Origin of the sequence: Brevibacterium zhoupengii, from assembly GCF_021117425.1 — a bacterium.
In the GTDB taxonomy this organism is placed as follows: Bacteria; Actinomycetota; Actinomycetes; order Actinomycetales; family Brevibacteriaceae; genus Brevibacterium; species Brevibacterium zhoupengii.
Genome location: NZ_CP088298.1, coordinates 1,804,555 through 1,820,771 on the forward strand (window position 1 = coordinate 1,804,555; position 16,217 = coordinate 1,820,771).

The window sequence follows — 16,217 nt, forward strand, 5'->3', positions numbered from 1 at the left end:
GCGCAGTGTAGGACGTGAGTCCCAGCTGAGAATGTGCCGTAGAACACGATAGTTGCACTTGAGGCAAAAATGCATCGGGTGCAATAGTAAGTGTATGCATTCCACACCTTCCGGCGAGCCCACGCGCGCCGACTCGGCTGCGGCCGATGCCGGGCGCGCCACCTGCAACGCCGAGCCGAACACCGCCGACCCGAACCCTGCCGGCGACGCCGACCAGCCCGAGGGACTGCGCGAGCGGAAGAAGCGCGAGCGCGGTCAGGCACTGCGTCAGGCCGCCCTCGACCTGGCACTTGAGAACGGGTACGCCAACGTCACCGTCGAAGACATCTGCGAACGCTGCGGGGTCTCGCGGCGGACCTTCTTCAACTACTTCTCCAGCAAAGAAGAGGCGCTGCTGGGTCGTGCCGACACCATCTTCGATGATGAGGACCAGCCCGACATCGAGGTATTCGAGGCAGGCGGCCCGGACGGGCGCTTGCTGTCCGACCTTCAGCATCTGCTGGCCTCGGTCGTGCGGACACGACTGAACAAGCGTGAGGAGATGCACCAGTATCACCTGTTGATGAAACAGGATCCTTCCCTCATGCAGGTGCAGATGTCTCGCATGGGCAACAACGAGCGCCTGTTCCGCGAGATGATCCAACGTCGCCTCGATGGGGGAGCGATGACCTCGGGAACCCCTGCGAACGACGAGAAGCCAGTGGCCGAGGAGAATCCTGCGGCCACCTCGGCGACCAAGAGCTCTTCCGGCGATTCCGCCTCTGGTCACTGCCATGACGACGGCGACGGGATGTCGGTGTCCATCCGCGCCGAGGCACTGGCCGCGCTGGCGATGATGTCGATCAAGGCGACATTCATGCGCCTGCGCAAGGTCGAGGGCGACCCGGCCCCGGTCATCAAAGAATTGTTTGACGAACTGAAGAACATTTTCGAGGAGGAGTCCGCATGAGCTCAGCAACGCAGACAGCTGAGAAGGCGCCGATCGTCTTGAACAAGAAGACGATCGCTCTGATCTTCTCCGCGCTCATGGCCGCCATGTTCCTGGCGACCCTGGACCAGACGATCGTGTCGACGGCAATGCCGACGATCGTGGGCGAACTCGACGGTGTCGAGCACCAGGCCTGGCTGGTCACCATCTACCTGCTGGCGATGACCATCGTCATGCCGCTGTATGGAAAGTTCGGCGACATGTGGGGCAGGAAGGTCATCTTCCTCGTCGCGATCGCGATCTTCGTCGTCGGCTCCTTCGGGTCCGGCATGGCCCAGACCTTCTGGGAGCTCATCGCCTGGCGCGGCTTCCAGGGCTTGGGCGGCGGCGGTCTGATGATCCTGTCGCAGGCCATCATCGCCGACATCATTCCCGCCAGTGAGCGCGGCAAGTACATGGGCCCCCTCGGCGGCCTGTTCGCGATCTCCAGCGTGCTCGGCCCGGTCCTCGGCGGTTTCTTCACCCAGCATATGGACTGGCGCTGGTGCTTCTGGATCAACGTCCCGATCGGCATCATCGCCTTCGCCATCGCTCTCTTCGCCCTCAAGCTGCCGAGCCACAAGTCAGATAAGAAGGTCGACGTCCTCGGCATCATCTTCATGGTGGCAGCGACCTCGCAGCTGATTCTCGTCACCAGCTGGGGCGGACACGACTACGACTGGAACTCGCCGACCATCATCGGACTCATCATCGGCACCGTCGTCTCGGCTCTCATCTTCGTCTACGTCGAGACCAAGGTCAGCAACCCGATCATTCCGATCTTCCTGTTCAAGAACAAGACCTTCGTGCTCTCTACGGTCATCGGTCTGCTGCTGGGCCTGGGCATGTTTTCTGCCATGGCCTTCCTGCCCACGTTCATGCAGATGGCCTCCGGGACCGATGTGACAGGCTCCGGTCTGCTCATGCTGCCGATGATGGCCGGCGTCATGCTGACCTCCATCGTCTCCGGTTTCATCGTGTCGAAGACAGGAAAGTACAAGGTCTACCCGCTCTTCGGTACGCTCATCGCCGGCCTCGCTTTGGCCTGGATGACCACGCTGACAGCCGACACATCGATGGTGCTCATCGGATGCATGATCTTCACCATGGGCTTCGGACTGGGACTGGTCATGCAGATCATCGTCCTCGTCATCCAGAATTCCGTGGCCCCGGAACTGGTGGGCACGGCGACCTCGACGAACAACTACTTCCGCGAGATCGGTGCCTCGGTGGGCACGGCCCTGTTCGGGTCGATCTTCACCTCCCGGCTGGCTGACAAGGTCGGCGAAGCCATGTCCCAGGCACCCGGCGGCGCGGCAGCCGGTGGAGCCTCCACCGACTCACTGACTCCGGAGTCCGTGGCCTCGCTGCCCGGACCCATCCATGACCTCGTCGTCAACGCCTACGCGGACGCCCTGGCACCCTCGTTCTGGTACATGGTTCCGGTGTTCGTCGTCGCCTTCGTCCTGGCCTGGTTCCTGCCGCAGCTCAAGCTCTCCGACGTCGCCGGAATGGTGGCCCGTGGTGAAGCTGTCTACGGTGAGGACATGGGCGGACCGACGCGAGGAGTCGTGGACGTTTCGGACGACTTTGCGGCGGCTTCGGCGGGTGGAGACTCGGCGTTTGGAGATTCAGCGCCTGGAGCCTCAGCAGCAGGCGACGGACCTAGTCCTCAACGATTGAGCACGGTGACGATCGAGGACGGGACTGCGTCTCGGTCCGGAACCGATCCATCCAAGGAGCAGTACCGGTTGAAGTGAGATGACGCGCGATGCCACCGGCGGATCGGTGGCATCGCGGGGACTGCTTACCGTCGGGCGGACTACTTATCGTCGAGAGGGCTAGCTGTAAGGTGCCCGCTTGACGGTAACCAGTCCCCTCGGCGAACGGTCGCACGGTGACACACTTTGGGCGCCGACAGAATGACTGTCGGCGCCCAACGTGTGTCCGGCTGTTCAGCGCTTGTCGGCAGCCGAGTTCTCAGCGACCCAGGGTCTGCGTCCACGCCTGCGGCAGGCGCCTGCGCACATTGCGTCGTGGTGCGTTGAATCCGGCGCGGTCGTGCTTGGCCGTCTCCATCTGATTCAGGGCAGCAGCCTGATTGGCGGCGTAGGCGAGTGCCACCTGACGGATCGCGACGACGGCCGCCACCGCAGCGGCACTGGCCATATCGTCGCTGACGGGCTCGCCGTCGTGTGCGTGCACCTGTGTCCGGTCCTCGACCGAGGTGGCTGCGGCCTCTTCGACGGGCTGTGAAACGTCCTCACTCATAGTGGGATGTTACCGTGCTTACGCGCTGGAGCATCAACATGCTTGTTCTTCAGCGCCCGCAGGCCTCGCACGATCCGATTCCGCGTCTCGCTCGGTTTGATGACGGCGTCGATGTAGCCCTCTTCGGCCGCCAGATACGGGTTGAGGAGAGCATCCTCGTAGTCCTGGATCAGTTCGTTACGCAGAGCATCGACGTCTTCTCCTGCCTCGCCGGCGGCCTTGAGCTTGCGCCGGTAGACGATGTTGGCAGCCCCCTGGGCACCCATGACCGCGATCTGGGCGCTGGGCCAGGCGAGGTTGAGATCGGCGCCGAGCTGCTTCGAGCCCATGACGCAGTACGCTCCGCCGTAGGCTTTGCGGGTGATGAGCGTGATCAGGGGAACGGTCGCCTCGCCGTAGGCGTAGATGAGCTTGGCGCCGCGGCGGATGATGCCGCTGAACTCCTGATCGGTGCCGGGCAGGAACCCGGGCACGTCGACGAAGGTGAGGATCGGAATGTTGAAGGCATCGCAGAGGCGCACGAAGCGGGCCGCCTTCTCCGAGGCATCGATGTCCAGGGTTCCCGCCAGCTGCATCGGCTGGTTCGCGATGACGCCGACGCTGACTCCTTCGACGCGGCCGAAGCCGGTGACGACGTTCGGGGCGAAGAGCTCGGAGACCTGGAGGAATTCCGCATCATCGAGGACAGTGGTGACGACATCGAGGATGTCATAGGGCTGCGACGGCGAATCCGGCATCAGCGTATCCAGAGCCTCGTCCTCGGGCGCAACGCTCAGATCCGATTCGAACTCGTCGGTATCGGCGGGGTCGAGGTTGTTCTGGGGCAGGAATGAGAGCAGGTCGCGCACATAGTTCAGCGCATCGTCTTCGTCGCTGGCCAGGTAGTGGGCATTGCCGGAGACGGTGTTGTTCGTGCGTCCGCCGCCGAGATCCTCATGGCCGACCTCTTCGCCGGTGACGGTCTTGATGACGTCGGGGCCGGTGATGTACATGTGGCTGGTCTGATCGACCATGATCGTCACGTCGGTCAGCGCAGGGGAGTACACGGCACCGCCAGCCGAGGGTCCCATGATGAGCGAGATCTGCGGGATCACGCCGGAGGAAGCCACGTTGAGGCGGAAGATCTCCGCGAACAGGGCGATCGAGCCGACGCCCTCCTGGATCCGGGCGCCACCGGAATCGTTGATGCCGATGATGGGGCAGCCCAACTTGATCGCGAGCTTCTGGACCTTGACGATCTTACGGCCGTTCGCCTCGGCGAGGGAGCCGCCGAGGACGGTGAAGTCGTGAGCGAACACGGCCACGGTCCGGCCCTCGATCGTGCCCAGACCGCACACCACGCCATCACCGTCGGGGCGATTGTTCTCCATGCCGAACTGGTGGTTATGGTGGCGGGCGAACTCGTCGATCTCCTGGAACGAATCCTCGTCGAGGAGAGCCTCGATGCGTTCGCGAGCGGTCTGCTTGCCGCGCTTGTGCTGGTTCTCCACCGACTTCTCATTGCCGGTGTGGGCCGCATCCCGGCGCTGGACGAAAGCGTCGATGCGCTCAGCTGTTGTTCGTGGGGTATCCGTCATGCCTCCACAATAACGACGCGGGGTGCGATCATTGTGCACTCTCGCCAAAAGAATCTAAAGTGGACTGGTGAACAGCCAACACATTCCCTTCCTCGTCGATGTCGAATCACTGCGCCGCAAGGCCGCGGACCGTGGTTTCGATCTCCCCACTGTCATCTGGGACGACGTCTGTTCGTCGACGAACGACGAGTTGGCCTCACTGGTCCGCGGACAGACGCAGCTGAGCGAGCACCCCACCGATCGCACCCGCCGCATCGCAGTCGCAGACGGCATCGACCTCGCCGCGGAGCCCGCCCAGTTCTCCGTCTACGGCACCGATCATCAGAACGCCGGACACGGGCGCCTGGGCCGGACCTGGACCGTGCCCCCACGCCGTTCGCTGACGTTTTCGATCCTGCTGGAACCCGGCGCCGTCTTCGACTCCTGGGGATGGATTCCCCTGATCGCCGGTGAGGCGGTCAGATCTGCCATCGCCGAGGCGGGAGTGCCGGCCGTACTCAAGTGGCCCAACGATGTACTCACCGAGGACGGAAAGAAGCTGTGCGGGATCCTCGCCCGGGTCGAACCATCACCGAGCGGACCGCGAATCGTCTTGGGAATGGGGATCAACACCCGCCTGCAGAGCGACGATCTGCCACGTGAGAGCGCCAGCTCCATTGCCATCGAAACAAACACCGATGGTTCAGAAGTTGCTCATGAAGACTTGTTAATCTCTATCCTGAGCACATTGATTCCTGCCTACAGGGAGCTTGTCGAATATGACGATGACGATTTCAGCCGCAGCACAGCCGGTGCCAAGGTGCGTGCGAACATGGTGACCCTCGGAACCCGGGTCAGAGTCGAACGCCCCGATGGAAGCAACCTGTATGGCCGAGCCACCGGGCTCGACGCCGGCGGCGATCTCATCATCGACAACGACATCAGTGTCAGCGCCGGCGACGTCCACCACTTACGACCGGCCGCCGAGCCAGCAGTGACGAACCCGGAAGTCGAGGGCCACAGATGACAGGTGTCTCGGACTTCACCGCCGAATTCAACATCGTCTCCGACGACGGGCCGGACCCAGTAGACGAGCCGCAGGGTCCCGCCGGTGAGTCGGCGGACTCGGTGCACGCTCCACAGGACTCTGCCGATGAATCTCAGAACGTCGCAGACGAGTCCCAGGGCTCGGGCCAGAAGGGTCATGAGACGGGGGGTCATGGGACGGGACACGAGGCTGACGACTTGAGTATGGAGAGTGACGACTCTGGCACGGAGCGGGACTCCGCTGGTCCGACATCGGGTGAGAGCGACGTGCCCTCCGCCACCTCGGGAATGAAGTCGATACCAGTGATCAGAGAAGACCAGATCGAGGATTCGGCCAACTCGAATAAGCCGACCGCAGCCACCCCACCTCCGTCGGTTCCGGGAATCGAGCACGGCGATGACGACCTCCCAGCCACCTCGGTGATGGAAACCGTCCCGTGGGACGAGGACGCATCGAGCGATGAGACAGACTCATCGGCGACATCGGATCAGTTGGATGAGAAGGCTCGCGGAGACTTCTTCGAAGGCTTGCAGGAGGATCCGCGAACCGCGGCCCTGCAGATCCTCGACGAAGGTGACGAGAACGAGACCGTCTACGAAACACGCAGCGCGGCCGAACGCCTCGAAGAGATCCTCCTCGACGGCAAGCGCGTGCTCGACCGTCGCGAAGCGGCGAAGCTCGGCGGCATCTCCACGGTCTCCGCGCGCAAGATGTGGCGTGCACTGGGGATGTCACAGACCGACGGCGCGGAGAAGGCCTACACCGTCAGCGATGCACATGCACTGCGGATGTGGGCCAAGCCCGTTGCCGACGGTCTCATCGATCAGTCCACTGCCTTGTCACTGGCCCGCGCGATCGGACAGACCACGGACCGTCTGGTCGTGTGGCAGATGGAGACGCTCGTCGACTTCCTCACCGAGGAGGAGGGCCTGACCGACCCCGAAGCCAGGCGCGACGCACTGCAGCTCGTCGAGGACATGGTCGATCCTCTGCAGCGGATGCTGACGTATTCCTGGCGGCGCAACCTCGCCGAGGTGATGGGCCGCCTCAACGTCAACGTCTCCGATGGTCTGGCCATCGACAACAGGCAGGGCTGGTACGACTCGTCGATGCCGCTGGCACGTGCCGTCGGCTTCATCGACCTCGTCTCCTACACGCGTCTGTCGCAGAAGATGGAACCCAGGCAGCTGGCGAATCTGGTGCAGGAGTTCCAGGGGATGGCCTACAACATCGTGGCCACCGGCGGCGGTCGCGTCATCAAGACCGTCGGCGACGAGGTGTTCTTCGCCGCCGAGACGCCCTTGGGCGGAGCGGAGATCGCGATGACGCTGATGGAACGCGTCACCGCTGCCGAGGATCTGCCGCAGGCACGCGTCGGATTCGTGTGGGGCAGGGTCCTCTCACGCTTGGGCGACATCTTCGGGTCGAGCGTCAATCTCGCTGCCCGGCTCACCGCCGTGGCCGATCCGGGCACGATCTTCACCGATGAGGACACGGCCCGGGTGCTCTCGGCTTCGGATGCCTATGTCTTCGAGCGGCGCGAATCTCTGTCGCTCCAGGGACTGGGGGAGACCGGCATCGGCGAGATGAAGCGCGGCACGGCTGCCCGGATGCAGCTGGACCTCGACGACGACGAGAACTGAGCCAGAGAGTCTCCCCGAACCAGAATCTGCTGCGCACCACGCACCGGCAGTTTCACCTGGCACCGTTGGCTGCGCTGCGCACCGTCAGCCGTAATTCATACAGCTGCAGTGGTTGTTTTTGCGAATGCGGGTACCACGTGTGAAGTGACGTGTGATCGCAATCACTGTTCACGGCAGGGCGGCTTTTCTCGTCCGATATCTCAGACAGCGCTGTTCGAGACCTCAGACAATGCTGTTCGAAACTTCAGACAGCCGCGCCAGGCATCTCAGCGCCGTGGGAAATTGTCCGGTATCTCAACACTGCGGGGCTCTGTCGGATAGCTCAGAACAGTGCGGTGTCGTCGTCATCATCGTCGTCATGGGAGACGATGACGGCGTCGTTGGAGTCGATCTTCGAGCGGGCGATCTCCTCCTTCGCCTCATCGAGATCCGGCCCGCCGTCGAGGTTGAGATCGAGTCCATCGAAGCTCGTCGCCAGGCCTGGGGAGTGCGTGCCGGCCGAGGACGATGAGCCCTCGCCGGAAGCGCCACCGTCACCGGAAGCGTCAGCACCTGCATCGCCCGTAGCACCTGCGGGGGCCACCTCGGCGTCACCGAGGCGGGGGACCGTCCCGATGACGTCGATCTTGGATTCCAACGGCGAACCGGTGGCATCGCGTCGAGACATCTCGGCCGGCAGAGTCCTGGCTCCACCCGCCTGTGCAGCGGCCTGCGGAGAGTCGCCGACCCATGCCAGGGACAGCTCGGTCTCTCCCTTGAGGAACTTATGGGCACGCACACCCGAGGTCGCACGACCCTTGGTCGGGTACTCAGAGAAGTCGCTGACCTTGATCGATGAGGAGGGTGCGCCGTAGAAGTTCTCGCCGCTGGCGACGGTGACCACAGCGAACGTGCCGATGTTGGTGTCGGCGTCGCCGTCCTCATCGGTCTTGGCCGCCTTGGGCGTCATGCCGAAGAAGAGGGCACGCGCATCGGCGGCGACCTTCATGCCCGCCACACCCGAGGCATTCCAGCCCTGAGCGCGCAGTCCGGAGGCGTCGAAGGCCAGCAGCTGCGCGTTCGAAGTCACGAACACTGCCAGGGACTCATCGATGTCCTTCGGCTGCGCAACGCCGATGACGGAGTCCTTGCCCTTGAGGGTGATCGTTTCCCATTCGCTCTTGTTCGGACGTGCGGCCACGGACACACGTTTGACGACTCCGCCTGCGGTGCCGAGGACGAACTCACGATCGAAGTCGATGAGACCGAGGACGGTTTCGTTCTTCTCCAGTGTCACGTAGTCGGCGATCTTGACGCCGCCAGCGACGTTCGGACGTGTTGCTGCCGGGGGCAGGGCCGGCAGATCGACGACATCGACCATGTGCAGACGACCGGTCGAGGTCACCGCACCGACCTTGCCCTGAGTCGTCGAGACGATCTCCGAACGCAGGGCATCATGGCTCGAGCGCTTCCCGACCCGCTGCAGCGGTGACGCATCGGCGGTCCGAGCGATCCGCCCCGATGTTGAGAGCAGGACTCGGCACGGGGCATCGGCGATCTTGAGATCTGCCTGCGCCTTCTTGCCCTTGGCGGAGAGCTCCTTCATCGAGCCTTCGATGAGGACCGTACGCCGAGGTGAGCCGATGGCTTCCGCTGTCGCCTCGAGTTCGGTGGCGACGAGTTCACGCAGCTTGGCCTCATCGGCAAGCAGGTCTTCGAGGTAGGCGATCTTCTTGCGCAGCTCGTCGCGTTCGGCTTCCAGCTCGATCCGCGAGAACTTGGTCAGCCTGCGCAGCTGCAGGTCGAGGATGTAGGTGGCCTGAAGCTCCGAGAGCTCGAAGACATCCATGAGGCGGGTGCGGGCCGTGGCCGCGTCATCGGAGGAACGAATGAGCTGAATGACCTCGTCGATGTCGAGGATCGCAATGAGCAGACCCTCGACGAGGTGGAGGCGATCCTTGGCCTTGCGCAGCTGGAACACCGTGCGGCGTCGGATGACGTCGATGCGGTGGGCGAGGTAGACCGTCAGCAGTTCGCGCAGGCCCAGCGTCCGCGGCTGGCCGTCGACGAGGCAGACGTTGTTCATGCTGAACGATTCCTCGAGCGGTGTCTGCCGGTAGAGCTCGGCGAGGACCGCCTCCGGATTGAACCCGTTCTTGATGCCGATGACCAGGCGCATCCCGTTCTTGCGGTCCGAGTAGTCATCGATCGAGGCGATGCCGGTGAGCTTCTTCGCGCCGACTGCGTCCTTGACCTTGGACACGACCTTTTCGGGACCGACGAGGTACGGCAGTTCGGTGACGACGATGCCCTTGCGTCGGGCGTTGATGTTCTCAATCGAGACCGTGGCCCTGGTGCGGAACGTCCCGCGACCGGTCTCATAGGCTTCGCGCACTCCGTCGAGCCCGATGATCCGTCCTCCGGTGGGCAGATCAGGGCCGGGGATGAAGCGCATGAGTTCGGCCAGGCCCGCCTCCGGATTGCGGATCAGGTGGCAGCAGGCGGCGATGACCTCGCCGGGATTGTGCGGGGCCATGTTCGTGGCCATGCCCACGGCGATTCCGGACGTGCCGTTGATGAGCAGGTTCGGGAATGCGCTGGGCAGCACATCGGGCTGAGTCAGTGTGTTGTCGTAGTTTCCGACGAAGTCGACGACATCTTCGTCGAGACCGGCGATCATCTGCATCGAGGCGGAGGTCAGTCGGGCCTCTGTATACCGTGGGGCGGCCGGGCCGTCATCGAGGGAACCGAAGTTTCCGTGGCCGTCGACGAGGGGCACGCGCATGATGAAGCTCTGGCTCAGTCGCACCAGCGCATCGTAGATCGCGGTGTCACCATGGGGGTGGAGCTTGCCCATGACATCGCCGACGATGCGCGAGGACTTCACATGTCCGCGTTCGGGGCGCAGGCCCATGTCGCCCATTTGGTAGACGATGCGGCGCTGGACGGGCTTCAGCCCGTCCCTGGCATCGGGTAGGGCGCGGGAGTGGATGACCGAGACCGCATATTCGAGGAACGAACTCTCCATCTCTGACGAGACGTCGACATCGATGACTCTGCCTTCGGTCATGGAACTCCTTTGACGCACGAATTTTCCGCTCAGTGTGCTCTCTCAGAGACCGAGGCCCAGCATCGGCAACGGAGAGCACCCGTCGATTCTAGCGTTCGAATTGAGTTCTACGGCTCAAGCCCGCTTTTCCGAGGCGTCCGTGTCGGCGTCAGCGGAGCGCCCAGGCTGCCTCTCCGGTCCTTCGGCGTCATGTCAAAGTGTGCGTGAGTCTGCGCATTGAGGCAGCTTCGGAACTGTCTCAGGTGTACTCAGGACTGTGCCAGAAGAGTGTGCGGACCAGCTCAGAGAGTTCAGGCCTGCTGTGTTTTGTCGCCTACCCACGACAGGAACTGCCCCATGTACGATTCGACGTGGGAGCGATCGGCTGTGCCAGCTATCAGTTCGGTGATCATCATTCCCATCACGGAGCTGTTCATCGTGCGAGCCATCTCAGCATCGACCTTGGCCAGTCGCATAACGAACTCGTCGATCTTCGCGGTGTTCTTCTGCTTCGCGGCTAAGGCCTCGTTCGGAAGGGCGGGGTCGAGGCTGAGCATGATCATCGTGTAGAAGCGGTTCCGGTCTGTGGTCAGCCAGTTCATGCAGAAATCGACGGCGATCTCCTGCGCGGGCTTTCCGCTGTCGCGGAACATGTCCGGCAGACGATCGAGCTGCTGCGAGTTGAGGTCTCCGATGCGTTCCATGATTCCTGTGATCAGGGCGTCGCGGGTGCGGTAGACATTCGATGTGGACCCGACCGGCAGCTCGGCAAGGGCATCGACTGCCCGGTGGGTGAGTCCACGAACTCCCTGTTCGGCGACTACAGCGATGGCGGAGTCGGTGACGACGTCTCTTCGTGAAATCATTTCTTTCTGGCCTCACTCTCGTGAGGCACCCGCAGTACGGGTGCCTTTTGGATGGTGGATGGCCAGTGACTGGCCACAGACTATGGCCAATGTTTGGCCACACACTAAAACACGAATTTATAACGTTTCGTGTCGAACGGATACAGACACTACCTGCAATAGAGAAGAATTGGTATAAGACTCGCCAAACTGCCAGTCGGTTCCCACTAAATGGGGCATATCTGCATTCCCCTGGCGTGTCAGCTCAACAGCCTCCGTGTCGAATCGATGCGAGTGGAGTCGGTGAGCAGGTCGATTCTCACGCTGAGCAGATGTCCGCCGGTCACGGTGGCGACCATTGGGTGAATTTCGAGCTCGAGGATCTGCGGATGCCTCTCGACGAGCACCGAAAGACGCTCGAGCACGTCTTTGAGCGGGTCGATGTTCACCGGCGGCAGACCCCGATAGCCGAACAGCCTCGGCGAGGATTTGACCGACCGGATCATGTCTTCGGCATCCTTGTCCGTCAGCGGCGCCACACGATGTTCGACATCGCCGAGCAGCTCGGTCGTGTCCCCGGCCAGGGAGAATGACAGCAAGGGGCCGAGCAGACGGTCCTCGCCGGCGCGGATGACGCAGGGCACTCCCGGTGGTGCCATGGCCTGTACGTCGACCAACGGCTCCGCTTCGTCGAGAAGGGAGCTGATGGTCTCCTGGATCGCTTGGAAGTCCTCGCGCAGCTCTTCGGGAGAGTCGATGTTGAGCCGCACACCACCGAGTTCCATCCGATGGCGCAGGGTGTTCGACACTGCCTTGAGCGCAACCGGATAGCCGATCTCCTCGGCGGCGGCCAAAGCCTCGTCCACCGAGGCGGCCGTGATGTGGGGGAGCACTTCGACTCCATAGCAGGAGAGCAGAGCACTTGCCTGGTCCCGGTCGAGCCGAACGGGTTTGCCCGGCGCCGCATCGGAGAGCGCGGATTCGATGATCGTGCGCACGCCCTTGTCATCGAGGTCCTCGACTTCGAGGAAGCGGCCGTGATCGGCACCTCGCCAGCGCGCATAGTCGGTGGCTCGGGCCAGGGACCAGACGGCGTCCTCGGGGCCCACATAGCTGGGCACCGTGTGCGAGTTCCGATTACCCTCGCCGTCGCTGAGATGGGTGGTCAGCTCATCCTGAACGCCTTGGATGCCGAGGAAGCAGGCCACGGTCGTCTTCTGTGAACGGGCAGCCGCCTCGGCGAGGTGAGCTGCGATCTCAGCTTCTTCCGCACCGGCGGAGGGAGTGAAGGTGACGACGACGGAATCGATGTCCTTGCGGGCATACATCGCCTCGAGTTCGTCTCGGAACGTCTCGGCCTCGACTTCCGGGTGCAGCGACACCGGATCGGCCTCGACGTGCATTCCCTCGGCGCGGGCGCGTTGGACGACGAGGGTGGCCATCGCCGCCGAGTTGCCGATGACGCCGAGGCGCCTGCCTGCCGGCAGCGTCTGAGTTGAGAACACCTGGGCTAAGTCGAAGAGCTGGTGAATCGTATCGGCCCTGATCACCCCGGCCTGCCCGAGCACCTGGTCGAGGGTGTGCGGTGCCAAGGACGAGGTGCGCACGATGTGGCCCGGTGGCAGTTCACGTCCGGTGAGGTCGGATTTGATGACGATGACGGGCTTGACGCGCGAGACCCGGCGGGCGATGCGAGCGAACTTGCGTGGGTTGCCGATGGACTCGAGGTAGAGGCCGACAGTCTTCGTCGCCGGATCCTCCTCCCAGTACTGGAGAACATCGTTGCCGGAGAGGTCCGCGCGATTGCCTGCAGAGACGAACGTGGAGATGCCCAGGCCGCGCTTCTTCGCCGCTGCCAGCAGTGCGGTGCCCAGTGCGCCCGACTGACTGAACAGGCCCAGCGTGCCCGACGCCGGGAGGAACGGTGCCAGGGATGTGTTGAGCGAGATGTCCTCGGCTTCGTTGACGAGGCCGAAGGAGTTCGGGCCGACCACGCGCATTCCGTAGGCGCGGGCGGTGGAGACCATCTGGCGCTGCAGCTCTGCCCCGGCTTCACCGGTCTCGGCGAAGCCGGAGGAGATGACGAGGACCGCCTTGACTCCATGAGCCGCGCACTCCTGGACGACCTCGGTGGCCGATTCCGCGGGGACGGCGATCACGGCGAGGTCTGCCTTGCCGGGCAGATCACCCAAGCTCGGGTACGCCTGGACTCCGGCGATCTGGTCTGCTTCCGGATGCACGACCCACAAGTCACCGGTGAACTTCGCCGAGGTGATGTTGCGGATGAGGAGATGACCGGTGGAGTTGCGTTTGCGGCTGGCGCCGATGACCACCACCGAGGTGGGGTGGAGGACCGTACGCACGCTCAGGGCCTCGGCACGGTGCTCCCGAGAGGCCTGGACCTCGATGGATCGTGCCGTCGGGTCGATGTCGAAGTTCACGGCCACGACGCCGTCGTCGAATCCGCGCGAGACCTCGTAGCCGGCGGCCTGGAAGACCTGCAGCATCGATCGGTTCTGAGGCAGCACCTCGGCGGTGAACCTGCGGAGCCCCAGATCCCGGGCAGCAGCGGCGAGATGTTCGAGGAGGATCGAGCCGATGCCGCGACCCTGGTGGGCGTCGGCGATGTTGAAGGCCACCTCGGCGGAGGTCTCGGAGATCTTGTCGAAGCGACCGACTCCGATGATGTCGGACCCGACTAGCATGACCATCGCCACCCGATCCCGATGGTCGACGTTGACGAAACGTTCGAGATCACGTTTGGGCAGGCGCGGCAGCGGGGCGAAGAAGCGCAGGTAGACGGACTCCGGCGACTGAGCCTCGTGCATCCTCGACAGCGCATCGGCATCGGCAGGGACGATGGGACGCAGATGAGCGGTGCCGCCATCGCGGAGGACGACATCTGCTTCCCACTCGGCAGGATAGTTTTCCATGCTCCCAGCATAAGCGGACGGCGAGAGTCCCCGACCGTACATGAACTGCAAGGTCACCGAACAGGAGCCGAAGGAACGGTGCGAAGTGGGAAGAGTCGGGCGAGTACGGCACAATGGTGATCATGGCTTTACCCGAAGTTCTCGTCCACGATCTGCAGTCGGCCGGATACTACCCACAGCTCACACAGGGGATTCTGGCTGATTCTCTGTTCGACGAACCGGTTCTCGCGCACTTCGTCCACATCGACACGCATGTCGACATCGAATCCATTCACCGTCACGTCACCGCGTTCGTGCTCACCGAGACGCGACTGCTGCTCGCGCACGTCGACGACGATCCCAACGTCGCGCCCGGCTCCAAACCGCGTGCCGTGACGAGCAGCGAGGATATCGAACTCTCGCGTCTGGGCACTGTCATGGTCGGCCGGACGTTTGCCGACCCGGCAGCCTACATCCCCGGTGACAAGCCCGTCGAGGTGTCATTGACGATGTCCTGGGGCGCCTCCCGACGGGTCGAGGCCTTCCCCGAGACCTGTGGGGACCCGGACTGCACAGCCGACCACGGCTACGGCGGATCCATCTTCTCTGAAGACGTCATGCTGCGCGTCTCCGCCGAAGCCGAGGGCCAGCCCGCCGTCGACCGGATAGCGGAATTCGCCGGAAAGCTGCGCGCCGCGGTCTTCCACGCCAGGCTCCGGTCCCGCCGCTGATGCCAGATGCGACAACCTCATCCCTGACGGGGCCGCCCGACTATTCCGGGCCCATCCTCTCCGACGTGGTCCCGGCTGCGGCGCTCAGCCTCGGCGCGGGTGAGATCTTCGACGACACGGCACGGACTCGGGCCCGGTCCCTGGGCCTTGACCGTGAGTCGCGGACGACGATCGTCGTCCTCATCGACGGTATGGGGGAGAGCCAGCTGCGCCAGTACAGCGGCTACACCCCCTTCTTCCGTTCCTTAGCGTCCTCGCGGCGCACCCTGTCCACCGGGTTTCCCTCGACGACCGCGAACTCCCTGTCTTCGCTGGCCACGGGACGTCTGCCCGGTGGCCACGGCGTCGTCGGGTATCGCGTCCTCGACCCGGCCAAGGATGCTGTGTTCAACCAGCTGACCTGGGACCTCGATGTCGACCCTGTCTCCTGGGTGCCCGATGCGACCCTGTTCGAACGCCTCACAGACGCCGATGTCGATGTGGTCAGCCTCGGGGAGGCGAAGTTCGCCGGACGCGGCCTCAACCGGGCCTCCCTGCGCGGAGGACGGTTCCGTGCCTCGAAGACGCTTGAAGAGCGCTGCGCTCAGGCCATCGAAGAGGCGAAGGCTCCCGGCCGTCGGCTCGTCTATCTCTACTGGGGCAACCTCGACAAGACCGGACACGTCCACGGTTCCAACTCCTCGCAGTGGACCGAGGAACTCGAACACGTCGACCTGGCTCTGTCCCAGCTGGCTAACGGCCTCCCGGCGGATTCGACGATGGTCGTCACTGCTGACCACGGAATGGTCGACATCGACCACACTCTGCGCCTCGACCTGGCCGATGTCCCAGCGCTGCGTTCGGGCGTCAGGCATGTCGGCGGCGAACCGCGGGCAATCCATCTCTATGCCGAGGACGGTGCCGCGGCCGATGTCTACTCGACCTGGACCGAGACAGTGGGGGACCGGGCACTCATCCTCAGCCGCGACGAGGCCATCCGGCGAGGCTATTTCGGTCCCGTCGACCCGCGGTTCCGGCAGCGCATCGGGGACTTCATGATCATCTGCCGCGACGAATTCGCCATCGTCGATTCGGACAACGAATCCGCCTCCGCAATCGCGCTCATCGGACACCACGGTTCGACGACCGAACGCGAGCTGCAGATTCCCCTGCTCGTGGTGTGAGCCGGGTGACCGAGGACCAGATGCGCCGCGATTCGCCGATGACCAGATGCCTC

The 16,217-nt window shown here is 63.7% G+C and carries 11 protein-coding genes; 6 read left to right on the forward strand and 5 right to left on the reverse strand.

The features are described 5' to 3' along the window. The first annotated feature begins 94 nt into the window (after positions 1-94). Positions 95-949 carry a TetR/AcrR family transcriptional regulator gene (locus tag LQ788_RS08160; protein ID WP_231446593.1) on the forward strand — a complete coding sequence of 285 codons (855 nt, stop codon included), beginning with the start codon at positions 95-97 and terminating at the stop codon, positions 947-949. Continuing rightward, positions 946-2,727: an MDR family MFS transporter gene (locus tag LQ788_RS08165; protein WP_231446595.1), complete on the forward strand. Its 1,782-nt coding sequence runs from the start codon at positions 946-948 to the stop codon at positions 2,725-2,727. Before LQ788_RS08160 ends, LQ788_RS08165 begins: the two co-directional genes overlap by 4 nt. Before the next feature lie 220 nt (positions 2,728-2,947). On the opposite strand, the gene LQ788_RS08170 is transcribed toward LQ788_RS08165, so the two are convergent. After that, positions 2,948-3,238 carry a hypothetical protein gene (locus LQ788_RS08170; RefSeq protein ID WP_231446597.1) on the reverse strand — a complete coding sequence of 97 codons (291 nt, stop codon included), beginning with the start codon at positions 3,236-3,238 and terminating at the stop codon, positions 2,948-2,950. Further along, positions 3,235-4,815: an acyl-CoA carboxylase subunit beta gene (locus LQ788_RS08175; protein ID WP_231446599.1), complete on the reverse strand. Its 1,581-nt coding sequence runs from the start codon at positions 4,813-4,815 to the stop codon at positions 3,235-3,237. Before LQ788_RS08175 ends, LQ788_RS08170 begins: the two co-directional genes overlap by 4 nt. A gap of 67 nt (positions 4,816-4,882) precedes the next feature. On the opposite strand from LQ788_RS08175, the gene LQ788_RS08180 reads away from it, so the two are divergent. Together LQ788_RS08180 and LQ788_RS08185 are read left to right on the forward strand one after the other, a co-directional pair. Further along, positions 4,883-5,821 (forward strand): biotin--[acetyl-CoA-carboxylase] ligase, encoded by a 939-nt coding sequence (locus LQ788_RS08180; RefSeq protein WP_231446601.1) that lies wholly within the window; start codon positions 4,883-4,885, stop codon positions 5,819-5,821. Continuing rightward, positions 5,818-7,485: an adenylate/guanylate cyclase domain-containing protein gene (locus LQ788_RS08185; RefSeq protein WP_231446602.1), complete on the forward strand. Its 1,668-nt coding sequence runs from the start codon at positions 5,818-5,820 to the stop codon at positions 7,483-7,485. Before LQ788_RS08180 ends, LQ788_RS08185 begins: the two co-directional genes overlap by 4 nt. 322 nt (positions 7,486-7,807) lie before the next feature. Here LQ788_RS08185 and LQ788_RS08190 read toward each other — a convergent pair whose 3' ends face one another. The 3 genes from LQ788_RS08190 to LQ788_RS08200 form a co-directional block, all read right to left on the reverse strand. Further along, positions 7,808-10,534 carry a DNA gyrase/topoisomerase IV subunit A gene (locus LQ788_RS08190; protein WP_231446604.1) on the reverse strand — a complete coding sequence of 909 codons (2,727 nt, stop codon included), beginning with the start codon at positions 10,532-10,534 and terminating at the stop codon, positions 7,808-7,810. 290 nt (positions 10,535-10,824) lie between these two features. After that, positions 10,825-11,379 carry a TetR/AcrR family transcriptional regulator gene (locus tag LQ788_RS08195; RefSeq protein ID WP_231446606.1) on the reverse strand — a complete coding sequence of 185 codons (555 nt, stop codon included), beginning with the start codon at positions 11,377-11,379 and terminating at the stop codon, positions 10,825-10,827. Between the two features lie 239 nt (positions 11,380-11,618). Further along, the gene (locus LQ788_RS08200) at positions 11,619-14,291 is read right to left on the reverse strand and encodes a bifunctional acetate--CoA ligase family protein/GNAT family N-acetyltransferase (RefSeq protein ID WP_231446608.1); all 2,673 of its coding nucleotides are present in this window, start codon (positions 14,289-14,291) and stop codon (positions 11,619-11,621) included. Between the two features lie 122 nt (positions 14,292-14,413). On the opposite strand from LQ788_RS08200, the gene LQ788_RS08205 reads away from it, so the two are divergent. After that, positions 14,414-15,001, forward strand: coding sequence for a DUF5998 family protein (locus tag LQ788_RS08205; RefSeq protein ID WP_231446610.1), 588 nt, complete (start codon positions 14,414-14,416; stop codon positions 14,999-15,001). Next, positions 15,001-16,164 carry an alkaline phosphatase family protein gene (locus LQ788_RS08210; RefSeq protein WP_231446611.1) on the forward strand — a complete coding sequence of 388 codons (1,164 nt, stop codon included), beginning with the start codon at positions 15,001-15,003 and terminating at the stop codon, positions 16,162-16,164. The genes LQ788_RS08205 and LQ788_RS08210 overlap by 1 nt, the downstream gene beginning before the upstream one ends. Positions 16,165-16,217 lie beyond the last annotated feature (53 nt).